Annotated in this window: 15 protein-coding genes; all 15 read right to left on the bottom strand. The window is 43.2% G+C overall.

Features of this window, described 5'->3' with window-relative positions:
* Window positions 1-33: 33 nt before the first annotated feature.
* The 15 genes from sigE to MHB62_RS08125 all read right to left on the bottom strand — a co-directional run bounded on the left by sigE (window position 34) and on the right by MHB62_RS08125 (window position 19,194).
* Window positions 34-753, bottom strand: a complete 720-nt coding sequence (gene sigE / locus MHB62_RS08195; protein ID WP_003221446.1) for an RNA polymerase sporulation sigma factor SigE — start codon at window positions 751-753, stop codon at window positions 34-36.
* Between the two features lie 62 nt (window positions 754-815).
* Window positions 816-1,745 carry a sigma-E processing peptidase SpoIIGA gene (gene spoIIGA / locus MHB62_RS08190; RefSeq protein ID WP_003232163.1) on the bottom strand — a complete coding sequence of 310 codons (930 nt, stop codon included), beginning with the start codon at window positions 1,743-1,745 and terminating at the stop codon, window positions 816-818.
* 194 nt (window positions 1,746-1,939) lie between these two features.
* On the bottom strand, window positions 1,940-6,241 hold the full coding sequence (locus tag MHB62_RS08185; protein WP_019712167.1) for a bacillopeptidase F: 4,302 nt from the start codon (window positions 6,239-6,241) through the stop codon (window positions 1,940-1,942).
* A 302-nt stretch (window positions 6,242-6,543) separates the two neighbouring features.
* Window positions 6,544-7,692, bottom strand: a complete 1,149-nt coding sequence (gene ftsZ, locus MHB62_RS08180) for a cell division protein FtsZ (protein WP_003232167.1) — start codon at window positions 7,690-7,692, stop codon at window positions 6,544-6,546.
* Between the two features lie 35 nt (window positions 7,693-7,727).
* A complete protein-coding gene (gene ftsA / locus MHB62_RS08175; RefSeq protein ID WP_003232169.1) occupies window positions 7,728-9,050 on the bottom strand; it encodes a cell division protein FtsA in 1,323 nt (440 codons plus the stop codon).
* Window positions 9,051-9,223: 173 nt separating this feature from the next.
* A complete protein-coding gene (locus MHB62_RS08170; RefSeq protein WP_003238683.1) occupies window positions 9,224-9,589 on the bottom strand; it encodes a small basic family protein in 366 nt (121 codons plus the stop codon).
* Between the two features lie 17 nt (window positions 9,590-9,606).
* A complete protein-coding gene (locus MHB62_RS08165) occupies window positions 9,607-10,314 on the bottom strand; it encodes a DUF881 domain-containing protein (protein ID WP_032721511.1) in 708 nt (235 codons plus the stop codon).
* 22 nt (window positions 10,315-10,336) lie between these two features.
* Window positions 10,337-11,032 (bottom strand): DUF881 domain-containing protein, encoded by a 696-nt coding sequence (locus tag MHB62_RS08160; RefSeq protein ID WP_014476745.1) that lies wholly within the window; start codon window positions 11,030-11,032, stop codon window positions 10,337-10,339.
* Entirely contained in the window at window positions 11,029-11,820 is a 792-nt protein-coding gene (divIB, locus tag MHB62_RS08155) for a cell division protein DivIB (RefSeq protein ID WP_003232178.1), read from the bottom strand. Before divIB ends, MHB62_RS08160 begins: the two co-directional genes overlap by 4 nt.
* 129 nt (window positions 11,821-11,949) lie before the next feature.
* Entirely contained in the window at window positions 11,950-12,861 is a 912-nt protein-coding gene (gene murB, locus MHB62_RS08150) for a UDP-N-acetylmuramate dehydrogenase (RefSeq protein WP_003232182.1), read from the bottom strand.
* Window positions 12,862-12,892: 31 nt separating this feature from the next.
* Complete coding sequence (gene murG, locus MHB62_RS08145; RefSeq protein WP_029726510.1) at window positions 12,893-13,984, bottom strand: undecaprenyldiphospho-muramoylpentapeptide beta-N-acetylglucosaminyltransferase; 1,092 nt, start codon at window positions 13,982-13,984, stop codon at window positions 12,893-12,895.
* Window positions 13,985-14,106: 122 nt separating this feature from the next.
* A complete protein-coding gene (gene spoVE, locus MHB62_RS08140; RefSeq protein WP_003244810.1) occupies window positions 14,107-15,207 on the bottom strand; it encodes a stage V sporulation protein E in 1,101 nt (366 codons plus the stop codon).
* A 60-nt stretch (window positions 15,208-15,267) separates the two neighbouring features.
* Entirely contained in the window at window positions 15,268-16,623 is a 1,356-nt protein-coding gene (gene murD / locus MHB62_RS08135) for a UDP-N-acetylmuramoyl-L-alanine--D-glutamate ligase (RefSeq protein WP_003232189.1), read from the bottom strand.
* Window positions 16,624-17,598 (bottom strand): phospho-N-acetylmuramoyl-pentapeptide-transferase, encoded by a 975-nt coding sequence (gene mraY, locus MHB62_RS08130; RefSeq protein WP_003232192.1) that lies wholly within the window; start codon window positions 17,596-17,598, stop codon window positions 16,624-16,626. It lies immediately after the preceding gene.
* 111 nt (window positions 17,599-17,709) lie between these two features.
* The gene (locus MHB62_RS08125) at window positions 17,710-19,194 is read right to left on the bottom strand and encodes a UDP-N-acetylmuramoyl-L-alanyl-D-glutamate--2,6-diaminopimelate ligase (RefSeq protein WP_003245326.1); all 1,485 of its coding nucleotides are present in this window, start codon (window positions 19,192-19,194) and stop codon (window positions 17,710-17,712) included.
* Window positions 19,195-19,271: the final 77 nt, after the last annotated feature.

Raw genomic sequence — 19,271 nt, 5'->3', positions numbered from 1 at the left:
TGTAAAATCAAGGGGTTCTAACCATAAAATTTTTTACACCATTTTGTTGAACTCTTTTCTCAACCTTTTTATAATTCTTTTCTCAAGCCGCGAAATATAAGACTGAGAAATCCCCATCATATCCGCTACATCCTTTTGGGTTTTTTCTTCTTCACCGACAAGCCCAAACCGCAGCTCCATGATTTGCTTTTCTCTCTCATTAAGCTGTTCAAGCGCTTTTTTCAAAAGCTTTTTATCGACGTTAGCTTCTATGTCTTTAGTGATGATGTCATCGTCAGTGCCGAGCACATCAGAAAGCAAAAGCTCATTGCCGTCCCAATCAATATTAAGCGGTTCATCAAAGGAAACCTCTGAACGGATTTTGTTATTTCTTCTTAAATACATCAGGATTTCATTTTCTATACACCGGGAGGCATAGGTAGCAAGCTTGATTTTCTTTTCTGGATTAAATGTATTAACAGCTTTGATTAGACCGATGGTACCGATGCTGATTAAATCCTCTATATTAATTCCCGTATTTTCAAATTTACGGGCGATATATACGACCAGACGCAAATTGCGTTCAATTAGAATGGCGCGCGCCGCCTGATCGCCGTTTGGGAGCTTCATTAACAAAACCTGCTCCTCATCTTTAGATAATGGAGGCGGCAGGGCTTCACTCCCGCCTATGTAATAGACTTCATCACTTTTCAGCCCAAGTTTCATCAGCAGCTTATACCAGAGGTGCGTCAACCGTAATTTCAGTTTTTTCATCTTCCTCTCCCTTCTAAATGTCACGCCGTTTGAGTATGATAAGTAACGGACATTTGCGAACATTATGAAACGTGTTTGACAGCCTTGCCCGAAAGCATTTTCGGATGAATAATCGCGTCAAACTCTCCATCTGCCGACAGCTTTGTTGTGCTGATACCGATTAAACATTTATCTGCAGAAATCATTTCTTCTTTTGTCATAATCGTTACGTGATCCGGTTTAACGCATAATAAAAATTGATTTTGCTGACCAACTCCCCTGTATGGAATCAACCTCATTTTATCTAAAAAGCGAAAGGAATCATCGAGCTGTTCGATGGCTTCCAATGGGTCTGTGTTTCGAATGATCATCGTTTCGGCTGTTCCGAAAATCGGCTCCAGTTTATCAATGTAAATGATCATTACCGGTGTTTTTGTAAGAGGATCGTACAGCTGGTTACCGGAATCAATCAGGCCTCTGACATGAAGTGTTTGGCTGCCCAAATCTGCCTGCACGCTGACTCGTTCCTCATATTGAATGTTTTTTGTTTCAATATCTTCAATTCTTCTTTTAGAAAAAAACCATAATGCTGGAAAGCCACCAACAATAAACAACCAGCTGATCGGGTCTCCAAACCCTGTTTGATTGGTAATCATGACACCGTTTTGAACAATAGAATTTGACTGCAGCAAAGAATGGGCTCCGATAATTCCTCCCCCCATTAAAAAAGTGGCAAAATAAAAGGAAAACAAATTTTGAAAGAAAAACCGAAATCTTTTAAAGCCAAATGTCACCACCACAATCACAACTGAAAAAGCTAGCTTCCCAGCCGGATGTTCAACAATCGGCGAAAAAGGAGTAAACATCAAAAGGACAATACTGGAACCGATGAACGCTCCGCCTACCAGTCTTCTTTTTTTTACATGCCGTTTTAAAATAAATGCCGTGAGCAAAAGCAAAAGTGCATCAAAACAAAAGTTTAACAGCCAAATGACATCTAAATAGATTTTCACATCTGACTCCTTTCTTTCTTGCCTCACGCTGTTCCCCTTCTTGCTTCATAAGTATAAAGCAAGCTCTGTGGGAAAGTCTGTCAATTAATGTTGAGAGGAAAATACAATTTTTCAGGGAAATCTGCTTAATTTGTCGAGGAAGTATAATGAGAGGATATAAAAAAAGCTGCCAATGACGGCAGCTTTTTTTCCACTTAATTTTCTGTGTTCATATTAAGTTTTCCATTCGCAGTTTTTCTTGTTTCATTTCCATAATCATCTCGGACGATCACTTCTACTTTTGCTCCTTTTGCTTTAATAGAAGAAGTGGCAGTCCAATAGCCTTCATATCTCCCCGGAGAGATTTCTCTTAACGGGAGTTCGGTGGCATTTTGCACACTCGCTCTTGCATTGGTCAGCGGCATACGAATGGTAAACGTTGCATCTAAATCCTCAGCGCTTGAGAAAGCGATTTTCACAGATTCACCGGCTTTTAAGTTTTTATCCTCTCCCGGAATTAAGCCGGAAATGACAGGCTTGTCAAAGTTCACATCAATGACTGTCTTTTTCGTCGTTTTGTTGCCTGCCAAGTCTGTAGCAATTACCTTGATTTCATTTCTTCCATTTTCCAAAAGAATACGGGCTGAGTATGAACCATCAGCTACTGTTGCTTTTTTGCCATTCACCTTGACGTCTTTCAGATTGTCATCGGATACAGCCCCTTTGACAGTCAGCGTTTCTTTATTTGTTTTCCCGCCATCCTTTGGATTGTCCAGTGTTAATTCAGGCTTTTCTTGATCAAGCGTGACCGTGATTGGGCTGGAGGCATCTGTTGTTCCGTTGTCAGTTGATGCAGTTGCCGTCAGCTCATTTTCACCCTTGTTGAGTATGATGCCTGCATGGAACGTGCCATCCGCAGCAGCTTTCGTTTCTCCTGCTTCTTTCTCTCCATTATAAATGTGTACCGTTGTGCCAGGAGAAGCGTTTCCTTTTACAGTGACGCTATCCTTATTTGTGTATGATTTGTCTGTCGGTGAAGTAATCTCAGGTACAGCAGCTTCATAATCAACTAATGCGCGAATCATATAGTTGCCATCCGCTTTGTCACCTGGCTGCCACTTTCCATCTATATACTGCCAGTTGCGGCCGGAATTCTGGCCGGTTTCATCCATTGCCAATCCAGGTGAATACGGATCAGGTTTCGACTGGATATATACGAGATAAAAATCTTTATCGACCATAATCCCTTTTGAACTGAGATCTACCTTAGTCCACTCGCCATTGCGAAGAGCTTCCGCGTTAAATGGCCCTGCAATTTTCTTGCCCGGTGCTCCGTCTTTTCCTGTGGCATCGTATACCTCAACCTTAAACTCTGTGCCGCCCGGATCAGGGAACTCTGTATCCCAGAATCTGAACAGCCCTCCTGTAAGCATGCCTTTGTCCTTGCCGTCAGCGAGCGTCATTTTTACCGCCCATCCGTTACCGGCAGCAAAATAGGAATTGGCATTCTCCGCTGTTCCGTCATCATATGCAATTTCACCCGGATAACCGACGAAAGGCTTCAATGCAGTTTCTTTTGTAACATCACCTTTTAACTCAACGGAAAATTCATCACTGTAATAACCCGGTGCAGCGACTTTAATCGTATAAGCGCCTTCATAGGCCTCCAGCATATATTCACCTTTGTCGTTTGTCATAGCCGGTTCCACCGCAGCATCCTCTACAACATAAACGGAAGCGCCTGTTACCGGCTCTCCTGTCGTTTTATTGATGACCGTGCCTTTTAATGTGCCCTTCTTCATCTCTTCTAACGTAAAATTAGCTTGTGTCGTCTGATCCGTCTTTAAAGATACTTTTTGTGTTTTCGACTGATAACCATATGCTTCTGCCATAAGCGTATAGTCTCCCGCTTTGTGCTTCAGCGTGTACTGCCCTGTGGATTGATCTGAATATGTTGATTTTCCTGTTTCCACTACACTGACTTGTGCCTTGAGCGGCAAAACTTGAGGCTGTATAGCCTTGTTCTGATGTTTTACCGCTGTGTTTGCAGATGGCTTAGCCTTTTTCGGATTTACTGGCTTTTTCTTTTGCTTTCCAGACGGCTTTTCGACGCCCAGCTTATTCTTTTTGACTGTTTTTCCGGCTGATTTGTCAGAAAGCACTACATCATCAATATACCAGCCCTCTTTTGCAATGCTTTCATCAGATTGAAGGTTAAACATCACTTGAATGTTTTGGCCTTTATAAGCCGATAAATCAATTTCTTCGTCCGTCCAGCTTGATGTCTTTCCGTTATAGACACCAGCCTGCTCCCAATTCTTTTCACCTTCCGGAAGAACAAAAACGTAGCCGTAATCAAAATCATCCTCTAAATTGTGCCAGCTTTTAAATTGAAGGAACAGACTTCCTGAATCAGGTGCTTTAATAGGAGGCATAACAAGGTTCATGTTTGCTGAGTTGGCATAATTTCCTGTCAAATTCGTTCCATATACTTTTTCTCCGGATGCTGCTGTATTTGGGCCAGTTGACGGAACTCCCCATTCCCAGTTATTATTTGTTCCGCTCGCAACCCAGCCGCCGGGTGCAGTTTCAAAGTCCTGCTTATATCCCGCCGTGATGCTTGGTTTCACTGTTACATCGTATACGTCAGACGAAACGACATGACCGCCAAAATCGTGAATCATCCACTTATAGCTTAGTTTAGTTCCTTTTATATCTGGGATCTCTGCCTGATACGTTCCTTTTAGATGATCACCGCTGATTCGTTTAGCCGTTATTTCTGTCCATTCACCTTGATCAAGCTTGTAGGACAGCTTTACAGATGTCACACTCACATTGTCTTCAGCTGTCAAAGTCAGTGGCAGGCTACCACCTTCATAAGCTTCAGTTACTTTCTCATGCTGATAGACAGGAGGCTCTTGGTCATCCCCCTCTACAGAAACTTGTCCTTCCGCTTTGCCTAAACCATCTGTAACAGCGGATACAGCATCAAAAGCATTCACCAGGCCATGGCCATATCCGTTATTCGGTGAATCAGGAAATGTTGAATCCGTGAGCGGTTCAGCCGTGCTGGTTAATATATCCTCCATCTCATCAACAGAAAGTGAGGCATTAGCCTGTTTCAGCAGTGCAGCAACAGCGGATACATGCGGCCCTGCCATTGATGTGCCGTCCCAACCATCCTCATATGCCTGACCGGGAACGGATGAACGAATATTAACGCCCGGTGCAGATATTTCCGGCTTTATTTCATCATATGGAGATGGCCCTTGAAGAGAAAAGTCAGCGAGCTTTTTATTGATATCAGTCGCACCAGTTGCAAACGATTCTGGATAGTTTGCCGGATTTGCGATAGAACCAGGCCCGCCGGGAATAAAGAGATCCGTATTCCCCGCTGAAAACTCAGGGAAAATATCGGCCGCACGCCAGGCATTGACCATGTCTCTGTACCATTCATCAAGTCCAGAGCCCCCTCCCCATGAGTTATTGACAACATCAGGAGCCATTTCCGGGTGGGGATTTCCTTCCGCGTCCTTTGGTGCTAAAACCCATTCACCAGCTTCCAAAATGTCAGCATCAGTGCCGCCATCTTCAGAGAACGCTTTAACAGCAATCCATTTTGCGCCAGGCGCTACACCGATTTGATTTGTTCCATCAGGTTCAGAGCCCACCATCGTGCCTGTCACATGGGTTCCATGAGCCAAATCATCATAAGGGCTTGCCTCTCCTGCTACGGCATCATACCAGTTCATTTCATTTTCAGGCTCATTAGGATTTTCCGGATTATATCCGCGATATTTCTCTTTTAATGCCGGATGATTCCATTCCACCCCGGTATCAATGGACGCAACAACCGTGCCAGTTCCATCATATCCAAGTGCCCAAGCTTTTGGGGCATCGATTTGGTCTACATTCCATTCCACACCGTCAGTTGCTTTAATAGCTTTCTGTGCTTTTTTCATATTAAATGGGGAGGATGACTTAAAAAGCTGCCGTTTCTCATTAGGAAGCACCTTTTCCACTTCGGGAAACTGCGCCACTTTTTCCATAACCTCTTTTGAGGCATGAACAGCGATCCCGTTCACCACATAATAAGAATGAATTTGGTCTGCATTTCCTTTATCTTTCTGGGTGTTCAAGTATTTTAGGACATCTTGCTGGGATTCATCGGCTGTGACTTTTAAAGATGACACAACAGCAGAACGCTTTTGATATTCCGTCTTAGCGGCAGACAGCTTCTTCGATTTCGCTTTTTTAACAGCCGCTTTTGCCGCTTTTTCTGTGTTAGCCTGATCTTTAAATTTAATCAGAAAAGTCGTTTTTTCTTTCTTTTTAAAGCTTTTCTTTAATGAACTCGAAATCTTGTTTTGAATGGATTCCGCAGATTGAAGCTCCTTTTTAACAGAAGGTGAGGTGACTTTACTGCTTGCCCCGGCTGCTCCCGGAAACAGCAGTGAACTGATGACAACTGTACTTAAAACAGAGCTGATGAGTCTGTTTTTCGTTTTTTTCTTCATTTTCATCCCCCTTTTTCAACATGCTTTTTAAAAAAAGTGTCGTCCCTCCTTTTAATAATGAATGGTTTGTCAGAACATCGCTGTATATTAACTGTAGACAATCTGAATTACAGATATTGTCGTTTCATGTCATTCAATTTCCAAATATATGAAAATGATAAAAATGTCACAAAAATAAATAGATCTAATTATCTGTTTTGTTACTAAGCGAAGGAAGCAATAGGGAAAAAGACTTTATAAGAAGGAAAGTGTGAAGAGAAAAACAAAAAAGGACAAAATCGAAAACGATTTTGTCCTTTACATTAGCCGCGTTTATTACGGTTTCTTAAGAATGTCGGGATGTCAAGCGTATCATCAGCCGGCTGTGAAGTATGACGGCTTACTGTGTTCTGCTGCTGAGGCTCCTCACGTTTTGGCTCACGCTTCGGAACACTTTGATTGTGTGTTTTGATGCTTTGATTTAAGCTTGGACGCTGAGGCTTCGTCACGTCCTTCTCTTGTTCGATAAAGCCGGTTGCAATCACTGTCACCACAATCTCATCTTTTAGATTTTCATTAATAACAGAACCGAAAATCATGTTTACGTCTTGATCAGACGCCGAAGCGACAATGTCTGCTGCTTCCTGAACCTCATATAGGCTGAGGTTTGTTCCTCCAGTGATGTTCATGAGGACGCCTTGCGCACCGTCAATGGCCGCTTCAAGAAGCGGGCTGGAAATTGCTTTTTTTGCTGCCTCTGCCGCGCGATTTTCCCCAGTAGCAATACCGATACCCATCAAAGCAGATCCTTTGTTTGACATGATTGTTTTCACATCAGCAAAGTCAAGGTTGATAAGACCAGGTGTAGCAATCAAGTCAGAAATACCTTGAACCCCTTGGCGAAGTACGTTATCCGCTTCACGGAATGCTTCAAGCATCGGTGTGTTTTTATCAACAATTTCAAGGATACGGTCGTTCGGGATCACGATCAGTGTATCCACCGCTTCTTTCATTGCCGAGATTCCGCCTGCAGCCTGAAGCTGTCTTTTGCGTCCTTCGAAGGTAAACGGTCTTGTCACAACGCCGACAGTTAATGCGCCTAAGTCTTTCGCGATTTGTGCGATAACCGGTGCGGCACCTGTTCCTGTTCCGCCGCCCATACCAGCTGTCACGAATACCATGTCAGCACCTTTAAGTGCTTCTTCAATCTGCTCTTTGCTTTCTTCAGCGGCTTTTTTCCCAACTTCCGGATTCGCACCTGCTCCCAATCCTCTAGTCAGCTTTGCGCCGATTTGCATTTTCACTTCTGCTTTTGACAGGTTAAGAGCTTGAGCGTCCGTGTTTACCGCGATATACTCTACTCCTTGCACTTCATTTTCAATCATTCGGTTAACGGCGTTGTTACCACCGCCTCCTACTCCGATTACTTTAATTGATGCTAAGCCGTCTATGTTTGTTTCGAACTCCAACATGCTAAATCCTCCTAATCTGCCGAATGACTATCTATCTATTCCCAAAACATGCTTAATAGTTTTTTCATTTTGCTCTGTTTATTATGTTCGGCTTGTGTTTTTTGTTTTCCTTTTGGCCGCTGCTGCACCTCATTTTGGTGATGATGCTGCTCTTGTTCCTCAGATGATGAGACTGCGATTTCCTGTATCGCTTCTTCAGGCATCTTAAAGCCTATTTTTCTGCCTTGGATTCTTGCATTCCGGCAGGCGAATTGGATCAGGCCCACTCCCGTCATATATTGAGGATCTCTTACACCGATATAATTCGGGCTTGCCACTCTGACATTGTTTTGCAGCACATCCTGTGCCAAAGACATGACACCCGGCATAGCTGCTTGTCCTCCTGTCAGCACGAAGCCTCCCGGCAGATCGGTAATTCCCATACTGCGAAGCTCTTCTGAAACAATTTCAAGAATTTCTTCTACTCTCGCTTCAATGATATTCGCTGCTTCTTGCTGTGTAAATGTTTGTTTTTGATTGGTGCCTATAACGGTTACCTCAAATATTTCATCTTCCGAGGCTTCGTCATAGTAGGCATGTCCAAATTGCTTTTTCACGCGTTCTGCTTCTTCTGTTGACGTTCTCAATCCGATGGAGATATCTTTGGTGATATTTTCGCCTCCGAGAGGAATGACACGGGTAGAAGTGAGATGTCCGTTCTGGAATACGGCAATGGTTGTTGACCCTCCCCCTATATCAATGAGAGCCACACCAAGGTTTTTCTCGTCCTTTGATAATGCAGCAGAACCGGCTGCCAGCGGCTGAAGGCAAATATCAGTTATTTCAATACCAGCTCTTTCAACGCAGCGGAGTAAGTTATGTAAGATTGTTTTTGAACCGGTGATCAAGGTGCCCTCTACTTCTAAACGCACACCCAGCATTTTTTTCGGGTCGGTGATTTCATCTCTTCCATCTACGATAAACTGTTTAGGAATGACGTCAACAATCAGCTGTTCGTGCGGTACTGAAACAACCTGTGCCGCCTCCATGACACGGCGTACATCTTCAACCTGAATTTCTTTATTTTCACTGGAAACTGCTACAACACCGTTTGTATCTTGAATATTGATATAATTTCCATTAACGCCGACAATAGCTTTTCTAAGCGGAAAACCTACCATTCTTTCAGCTTGGTCAAACGCTTTTCTTATAGAATGAACGGTCTCATCTATATCAACGATTGAGCCTTTTTTCAACCCTTCAGACGGTACATTTCCCACACCGATAATATTAAGGGAATCATCTGTCATTTCTCCGACGATCACTTTTGTATTGGACGTACCGATGTCAAGACTGACGTAAAGTTCATTGTTGTTCATTCTATGGCACCTCCTCACATTTCGATCATTTCTATTCTATTATTTGCGGAACAACAATACAATGAATGTGGCTTTACAAGTGTGTAACAAAAAATAACAACAGAATATTTTTATGTGCTTTTCACATTTTATGTTTATTGAAAATATTCGTTATATCCTATGTATATCCTCTTTTATATCACATTTTTTTTATTTTTTTTAGAAAGAGTCCACTTTGTTAGTAGATTTCTTCTGATAACGGCTATATTCTGAAATAATCTGACTCCAAATGCGAATATACCTGCTAAATACAAGTCTACACCAAGATGGACTCCCAGAAAAGCTAAACTTATTGCCAATATAATATTAAAAAAGAAACCGGAAACAAATACCATTTCATCATATGTACCTTGTAAATGCGCCCTGATTCCGCCGATTAATGTATCAAGTGCGGCAAGCACCGCAAGCGATAAATAGTTTGAGTATTCACTCGGTATCGTTAAGTTTGTCATTAGTCCAATCGCTATTCCGAGCACCAGTCCCAACACGGGCAGCCACATGACAATTCTCCTCCTTTTCAGTCTTTAAGCAGTTTCAGCTGTTGTACGTCCAGTGGTCTGTCATATGCTTTTAATGTTAGTTTGCTTTCAGATTTACCGGCTTTTAATGCTAAATTTTCAGATGCAAAAAGATCCTCAAGGCCTGACCCCTTCACTCTGCTGTGTAACATGTCCGGATCTTTGGCAAGCACTTTTACTGTTAAAGGATAATCGTCAAGGGCGTATCCGTCTATTTTTGTAGTGCCGTTTATATCTCTGATGACTGTATGATTCACAACTCTTCGCTCGTTAATCGAGATATGCTCTGCACCGTAGGAGTTGAGTTCATTAATCAGCTTTTTCAGCAAATCCGGAGGCGGATTTTCGATCGGCTCTCCTGTTAAGCTTTCAGAAAAAAGCGGGGAAATCGTAATGACAATTCCGCTACCTGTTATATCGGTCATGCCGGCTGTTTTTTTTAAGGATTGCAAGGTATTATTTAGCGCGGTTTCTTTTGTCATTTCTTTCGTTTGCGAATAGCTATTCAGCAGTTTGTCATATTTGTTTATTTCAGACAGCAGCTTTTCCTGCTTCTTCTGCTCTGATGTCAGCTCTTCCCTAATATCCCACATATCTCTTGTATCCCGGACTTTGGGGTGTTTTAACGAATTAAACTGAACAGATATCATCAGGCCGAAGATGACCATAAGCACACTGATGCTTATGAAGGAACGCTTTATTTTCAATCTATTTCACCCGCTTTTTCAGTCATTCCTTCGTTTTCAGAATCGGTTTCATTTGTACGTTTTTCTCTTTTTCTGCCGACACAGAAATATGATCCATTGACAGCTGATCAATTAGGCCTCCTGCGATATTTAACGAGGGCAGCAGGACATCTGGATCTCCAATAGCGGATACCGTAAACGGAGCGGGATGCTGCACCCCGTCTACCGTTACCACAGGACCATTGCATTTGATATACGAATCATGCGTCAAACGCTGTCCATTAACGGCGACAGCTGCCGCTCCTGAGATATACAGTTCGTTTACTACTTGGAAGATATGGCTTTCGTGAACGATGTAACTATTCACATTCTCCCCTTCCGGTATGTATGACGCATCTTCCAATGTCACCTCAACGCCTTCTCCCTGCACACCGACTTCCCCAATATACATCCTGTATTTTTCTGTATCTTCGAGGACATTATAGTATTCCGTCTTCTCTTTCTTCAGCTTATTTTCCGCCTGGCGGACTTTGTTTTGCTTTTGATATAATTCTTTTTCAAGCTTCTTATTTTCTTTCTCTTGTTTCAGAAGTTCATCTCTCAGCGCATATTCTTTTTTCCACTCTTCCGTCTCAGCCGCGCTTTTGTTGTTTTCTTTTGTCATTTGAAAAGAAAATGAAATCAAAAAGCCTGCGATAAGCATAATCAAGGAAAGAAGGACTGCTGATTTGCCCCTCAATTTTCATCTTCCTTTTTAGCAGCTTTATCGTTTTTTCCAAACTCTTCAAAATAGGTGGCAACTTCTAAATGAATGATTCCTTTTTTATTGCTGCTTAGCTGAGAAATGATAGAAGGATACGTCTTCATTCGGTCTGCAAACGTTTTAATAGATGCAGTGACAACATAACCGTCGTTCATGTACAACTTAATACGGTTTTCATCCATTTTTACAGGCGTATAATAAATCTCTGAAATCGACTGTTTTAACGAATTTGACAACGCATCGAGCTGCTTGGCCATTTGAGACCGCTTCTTCGCGTTTGTCCAATTCACTAAAATCGGTCCGGCATCATCCGGCGTTACTTCGTTTGGCAGAACTGAGCCGTTTTCAAGCACTTCATAGTACACATCGTCTTTTTCTAAATAAGCAATCGCTTTATATTCTTCGATTGCAATGTTGATTTTATTAGGCAGCGATTTGCTGATCTCCGCTTTTTTCACTAATTTATTTTGCTGAATCTTCTTTTCTGTTTTTTGCTTGTCCAAACTCCAAAACTCAGTATCTCCGCTGTTAATATCGGAAAGGTCGATAATTTCCTTTTTTGATACATTTTCATTCCCTGTAACAGAGATTGTTGATACTTTACTGATTGGTGTTTGCAGGTACACAATGATCAGCACCATAATAAAAAAGAGCATAATAAATGAAATGAGACGGCGGTTTGCCTTTTGTTTCCTCTGCTCTTTAATTTTAGGGATCCGCTCTTCAATGTTAACGATTTTTTCTCGGTCTTGACCCGGGTTCATTGCCTGTTCACCTCATTCAAATGAAACAGCTGTTAATAGTCTGTCTATTCCAAAACAAACGGCATACTATGATGCCGTTTGTCGTTTGCTTACAGTATATCATATGAACAGCTTCAGTCAGAACTTGAATCAGCGATTTCCGCCGATGATTTCAACCTCTGTGTGCATATCAATCTCGTATTTTTCACGGATTGTCTTTTTCACATGGTCAATGAGATCAAGCACATCTTTTGCTGATGCTCCTCCCGCATTGACGATGAAGTTTCCGTGCATCTCCGATATCTTTGCACCGCCGATTTGATATCCTTTCAAGCCTGCTTTTTCTACAAGGTTCCCGGCATGATTCGGAAGCGGATTTCTGAATATGCTTCCCGCACAAGGGCTTGAATACGGCTGTGTATTTTTTCTATAGTCTTTATTGCTTTGCATTTGCTGAACGATTGATTCCTTATCCTTCTGCTCCAGCTGCAACACAGCTTCAAGGCAAACGCCCGGGCGTTTCTTTTGCAGTACAGATGTCCTGTAGCTGAAATCCATCTGCTCATTTGTCAGCCACTCAATCGTTCCGTCTTCAAATAAAATATGCGCTTTGACGAGGATCTCGCTCATATCAGAACCGTGAGCGCCGGCATTCATATAAACCGCTCCGCCGACTGATCCTGGAATGCCGGCAGCAAATTCCAAACCGGACAGGCCTTTTTTGCTCAATGATGTAGCAAGGCGGACCACTGAATAACCGCCTCCGACTGTTACTTGCTCCCCTTCAAGCTCCAAATGGTCAAGACCCGCCCCCAGCTTGATTACTACGCCTCTAATTCCTTCATCTAAAACAAGAAGATTTGATCCGCGGCCGATGACTGTCCACTTCACATCATATTTTTTAATCACGTCCATGATGTCTTTAACAGCATCTACACTGCTTGGAATGACCAATACATCCGCAGGTCCGCCGATTTTCATCGTTGTATGATTCGCGAGCGGTTCATTTGCAAGAACCTTGCCGACTTCGCGTTCTTTTAATTCCTGTATCACTTTCTCCATCGTAAACCTCCGCATTCCATTTGCTTTTCTACTATTTTTTTAATTCCTCGAGTACGCTGTATAAACGGGCAGCCGCGTCAGGAACACCGAGTGACTTTGTTCGTTCGCTCATTTCCTTTAACGTTTGCTCATTCAGTACAATCCGGTCTAGCGCTTCAATCAGCTTCTCCCCGCTGAGCTCTGTTTCTTTCAGTACAATCGCCGCATTATGCTGGCCAAGAGATCTCGCATTGACCTCCTGGTGATTCGCTGTCACATATGGACTTGGGATCAGAACACTTGGGATTCCGAGAGCAGTAATTTCGGCAATCGTTGTCGCACCGGCTCTGGCCACAATGACATCAATGGCCTTTAAATACTCAGGCATTTGATGAAGAAACGGCTTTGTGACCATATTATCAGCGGCACCCTTGCTTTTCAGCTCATTCATTACTTTTTCATAGTGAACTTCACCGGTGATATACAGCACTTGATAGTCTCTTGTTTTCAGCGCATCCTGCATGTCAATGACAGCGCGGTTAATCGGTGCAGCGCCTCGGCTTCCGCCGAAAATTAAGACCGTTTTTTTGTCTTCAGAAAGCCCAAATTCAGCCAATGATCGTCCCGTCTTTATTGAGACGACTTCAGAGGCTCTCGGGTTTCCCGTAAATACAACTTTCTCGCTAGGAAAATGTGATTTCGCTTCTTCAAAACAAATCGCTACTTTATTAACATATTTTGAAAGAAACTTATTCGTGATGCCCGGCAGGCTGTTTTGTTCGTGGACAATAGTCGGAATTCCCATTTTCGCAGCGGCATAGACAACCGGCCCGCATACATAACCGCCCGTTCCAATTACGGCATCGGGCTTAAATTCCGCTAAATACGATTTACTCTTTTTGACGCCCTTCAGAAAACGCATCACAGTCTTGACATTTTCAAATGACAATTTTCTTTTAAATCCTGTAATTTCAATTGAACGAAACGGTATATTCTCCCGCTCAACAATTTTTTTCTCCAGCCCGTTTTCTGTTCCGATATATAAAAATTCCACATTAGGATGACGTCTTTGCACTTCTTTAATAAAAGCAAGAGCAGGATAAATATGTCCCCCTGTACCGCCTCCGCTTATTGCAATTCGCATTTCTTTTTTCCCCCAGTCTAAGTTTCTCTATAACATAACGATAACCCTGTTTTGTTGGACAGGGTTATCGCATCAATTGTTTCCAAGCTTCATGTTAGACAGGAGGCTTGGAAATACATTCGTTAATACCTCGAGTAGCGGCTTACATTCAGCAGCACACCAACTGCCATCAGCATTAGAGTCAATGAAGAGCCTCCGTAGCTCAGAAACGGGAGCGTGATGCCTGTTACAGGAATCAGGCCCGTGACTACGCCGATATTTATCATGACTTGAATGGCAATCATTGAAATAATGCCGACTGCGACAAAGCTTCCGTACAGATCAGGCGCACCAAGCGCAATTCTGATTCCTCTCCACAGCAGGACGCTGAAGAGGAGCAAAATAAGTGTTCCCCCGATAAAGCCCAGCTCCTCTGACAAGATGGCGAAAATAAAGTCTGTTTGCGGCTCAGGCAGATAAAAGAACTTCTGTCTGCTTTGTCCGAGCCCCATTCCGAACAACCCGCCGGGCCCCACTGCATAAAGCGATTGAATGATCTGAAATCCGCTTCCGAGCGGGTCTTCCCATGGATTTAAGTATGAGGTAATCCGCTTTATCCGATATGGAGCCGATAGTACGAGCCCGACAAATCCGCTGAGGCCGATCAGCCCGAGAAAGACGAAATGGGCGATCCGTGCGCCGGCTACAAAAATCATGACAATACAAGTTCCGACCATAACTGTCCCCGTTCCGAGGTCAGGCTGGCACATGATAATCAAAAATGCTGAAAACACGATGCCAAGTGCAGGGACGAACCCCCGTCTGAACGATGTGATGTTTTTTTGTTTTTCAGAGAGAAATTTAGCAAGGAATGCAATCATCGCAAGCTTCATAAACTCTGAAGGCTGTATGCTGAATGCTCCGACTCCGATCCAGCTTCTTGAACCGTTCCGCACCATTCCGACGCCCGGTATCAAAACAAGCACCAGAAGGAAAAAGCAGATAACCATCAGCAATTTGGACCATGTCCTCCAAGTCCAATAATCAACATTCATGATAAAAAACATAGCAATGACGCCGATTCCCGCAAACAAAAGCTGCCGTTTCGCGAAAAAGAATGAGTCGTCAAATTTATAATCCGCCCATACCGCACTCGCACTGTACACCATAATTAATCCGATTGTTAATAATAATAACGTAATGATGACCAATAACAAATCAGGCGATGTTTTTTTAGTAGTCAAAGCAATCGACACCCCAAGCTTAAAGTCATTAGGGCTGCCGATTTACTTCAAGACAAGCCCTTACTTAAGCATATGCACGGCATCTATAAACATGTCACCGCGTTCTTCAAATGTTTTGAATTGATCCCAGCTCGCACACGCGGGTGACAGCAGGATGACATCTCCTTCATTTGAGAGCGCAAACGCCGCAGATACTGCTTGTTCAACATTATCGACACGTTTGACATGTTGTATTCCCAGTTCATTGCCGAGTTTCTCGAGTTTTGGCGCCGTCTGGCCAAATGTAAGCACTGCTTTGACATGCTTCATATAAGGTTTCAAGTCATCAAAACCATTTCCGCGATCCAGTCCGCCCGCAAGCAGAATGACCGGCTTATCAAAAGCTGAAAGCGCCTTGCTTGTCGCCAGAATGTTTGTTGCTTTACTGTCGTTATAAAATTTGCGGCCATTCACAGTTGTGACATATTGGAGGCGGTGCTTCACACCAGTAAAGCTTGTCAGCACCTTTTTAACCGCCTCATTGGATGCTCCTGCCGTTTTCACAACTGCAATAGCTGCTAAAATGTTCTCCAGGTTATGAGCACCGGGCAGTACAACCTCTTCCAGAGGAAGAATGGCTTCGCCGTTAAACATAATCATACTGTCTTTTACATATGCGCCCTGTTCAAGCGTTTTGCTGACTGAAAATGGGACGATTTCGGCTTTTCCGGCTTCAGCAAGACGCACGACGGTTTCATCATCCTGGTTGACAATAGCTTTATCTGAAGCAGTCTGATGAAGGTACACTTTCTGTTTCGCTTTTTCATAGTTTTCGCGCGTATGGTGATAATCCAGATGGGCGTCAAATACATTTAAAATCAGGCTGATTTCCGGTCTGAAAGCGTGTGTTCCCATCAGCTGAAACGAAGACAGTTCGGTAACGATCCATTCATCTCCATCAGCATGATAGGCAACCTCACTTGCGACTGTGCCGATGTTTCCGGCAATCAGTGCTTTTTGCGAGTCAGCCTTGAGCATTTCGTAAATTAGCGTTGTCGTGGTCGTTTTACCGTTCGATCCGGTAATCCCGATAAACTTGGCGCTGGTCAGGTAGTAAGCGAGCTCAATTTCCGTCCAAACCGGAATACCTCGTTTCTCTGCTTCCTGAACCATGATATTTTCATAAGGAATTCCCGGGTTTTTGATCAGAATCGTGATTTGATGCTGATCGAACAGAGAAACTGGATGCTCTCCGCAAACAACTTCGATTCCTTTTTCAGAAAGCTTTTGTGCCGGTTCATTTTCTTCAAAAGGCTTTTGATCATTGACTGCAACATAAATGCCTTTTTCATGAAGAATGGAGGCCGCCGCATATCCGCTTTTCGCAAGCCCAAGGATTAAAAAATGCTGTTTCTGTAAAAATTGATCATTTTCCACTTATAACCACACCTCGATGTAAATTCCTAAAACGGCAAGCAAAAGTCCCGCAGCCCAAAACGTCACGACTACTCTCCATTCAGACCAGCCGACAAGCTCATAATGGTGATGAAGCGGACTCATTTTAAAGATTCGTTTACCTGTCGTTTTAAAGCTGATGACCTGCAAAATAACGGATAATGTCTCGATAACGAATACACCGCCGATGATAACCAGCAGGATCTCTAATTTCGTTAAAATGGCAATGGTAACGATGGCTCCTCCCAATGCAAGCGATCCCGTATCTCCCATAAAAACTTTGGCCGGATGAGCATTAAATACAAGGAAGCCCAGAACTGCACCGACAACGGCAACTGAGAAAATCGCTACGTCATATTGAGACTGATTCCATGCCAGAATGGCAAAGGCGCCAAAGGCAATCGCCGCAGTACCGGATAATAACCCGTCAAGGCCGTCAGTCAGGTTAACTGCGTTTGATCCGCCGACTAGCATAAAGAGCACAAGGATAAAGTAAGCCCAGCCAAGATCAAATGATAAGTCAGTTCCAGGAATGCGAATATCCGTCGCAAAATTGTAGTAATGATACACGGCGTAAAATACAACCGCAATAATAATTTGTCCGATCAGCTTTTGCTTTGATGTCAATCCAAGATTGCGCTTCATGACAACCTTGATGTAATCATCTAAAAAGCCAAGCAAACCGTAGCCTAGCGTAACAAACAGAAGCAGCACCATTTCGGGGCTTATTTCTGAAAACTTCTGTGTCATAACAATTGTTGTCACTATGATAGAAAGTATGATCATGACCCCGCCCATTGTCGGTGTCCCTGATTTTTTCTGATGTGATTTCGGTCCTTCTTCTCTAATACTCTGGCCGAATTTTAATCTTCTTAAAAACGGAATAAGAATCGGAGAGAGCAGAACACTAATTAAAAACCCCATTAAAATTGTAAACAGAATGACTTGCTCAAGCATTGTCCTTTTCTCCTCCTGTTTCTTTCAAACGACATACGTAGTTATCATATTCATGATTTTTTTCCATATGAAAAATCTTTTCAAGCTCCATTATTCAGTAACATCTCTTTCCTATGAATTCGTCTTATTCTTATTGAGTTCAACAATGGCTCTCGCCGCTACTTCAGCATCATCAAAATCGAAAGTTTCATTTCCGATCTGCTGATAGGTTTCATGTCCTTTTCCGGCAATGAGGACAACGTCGCCTTTTTTGGCATTGGCAATTGCGAAAAAGATCGCCTGCTCGCGGTTTGCAATACTGTGATAGTATGCGTTCTCTACTCCGGCTTCCATATCTCTTAAAATCGCGCGAGGATCTTCGCTTCTCGGGTTATCTGACGTGAAAATCGGCTCGTCAGCCAGCTCCACAGCAATTTTAGCCATTTTCGGGCGCTTCGTCTTATCTCTGTCTCCTCCGCAGCCGACAACGACAAATAGCTTTCCTTCCGTCATGTCTCTGCATGTCTCCAGCACATTTTCAAGGCTGTCCGGTGTGTGCGCGTAGTCTACAATGACAGGAAACTCCTGCTGCTGATTGACCAATTCAAAACGGCCTCTTACACCATGCAATTCTTCAACAGCCTCAGTGATGATTTCAAACGGTATGCCTGCTGCAATACATGTCGCAACAGCGGCCAGCACGTTATACACATTAAATTGTCCGACGAGAGACATCGTGATGTGCTTCGTGCCTTTGTTTGTCACGAGATCAAAGCTTGTGCCCTGTGCAGTGATACTGATGTTCTTCGCCATCACATCAGCATCGTTTTTAATTCCGTATGTAGAGATATGCGCAGCTGTTACCTTTTCAAAATAAGCGCTCGCCTCATCGTCAGCATTCAGGACGGCACGCTTTGGATGTTCATGGTTGAAAGCCCCGCCAAGTTGGGAAAAGAGCAAGCTTTTTGCATGCCGGTACTCATCCATCGTTTTATGATAGTCCAGATGGTCCTGTGTTAAATTCGTAAACACGGCAATATCATAATCACAGCCATGGACGCGTCCTAAAGACAAAGCGTGGGAAGAAACCTCCATGATTGCAGTGTCAACGTGCTTGTCATTCATTTTCTTAAACGTTTTCTGCAGCGTGACGCTTTCCGGAGTCGTGTTTTTAACAGGAAGTGTTTCGTCTCCGATTTTCATGTACATTGTACCGATCAAGCCTGTGCGTTTTCCCGCTTTTTTCAGAATCTCATCGACCATGTGGGTCGTTGATGTTTTGCCGTTTGTCCCTGTTATCCCAATCAGCTGAAGCTTCTTCGTCGGCTGTCCGTAAAACGCATCAGACAAAACGCTGAGCGCGCGAAGTGACTGCCGGACAATAATAACAGGAACATTCACATCGACCTCTCTTTCTGCCACAATAGCCGCTGCACCGTTTTCTACTGCTTTTTGCGCAAAATCGTGGCCATCCACCGTATACCCTTTTACACATACAAAAAGACTCCCTTTCTTTACTTCCCTGGAGTCCATCTCAATTGAAGTTATTTCAGGGTCTTGTGAGTCGTTTACAGAAGGTTCGGTTGTTAAGTATGTAAGCAGCTTTGTAAGTTTCATCGTATCAAACCTCTCAACATTCTAATTCGTTCTTTTTATCATTGAAGTCACATCAAATGATGTGGTAATGATTTTAA

It is taken from the genome of Bacillus sp. FSL K6-0255 (assembly GCF_045040725.1).
Taxonomy (GTDB): domain Bacteria; phylum Bacillota; class Bacilli; order Bacillales; family Bacillaceae; genus Bacillus; species Bacillus subtilis.
This window is presented reverse-complemented; position numbering and strand designations above follow the sequence as displayed.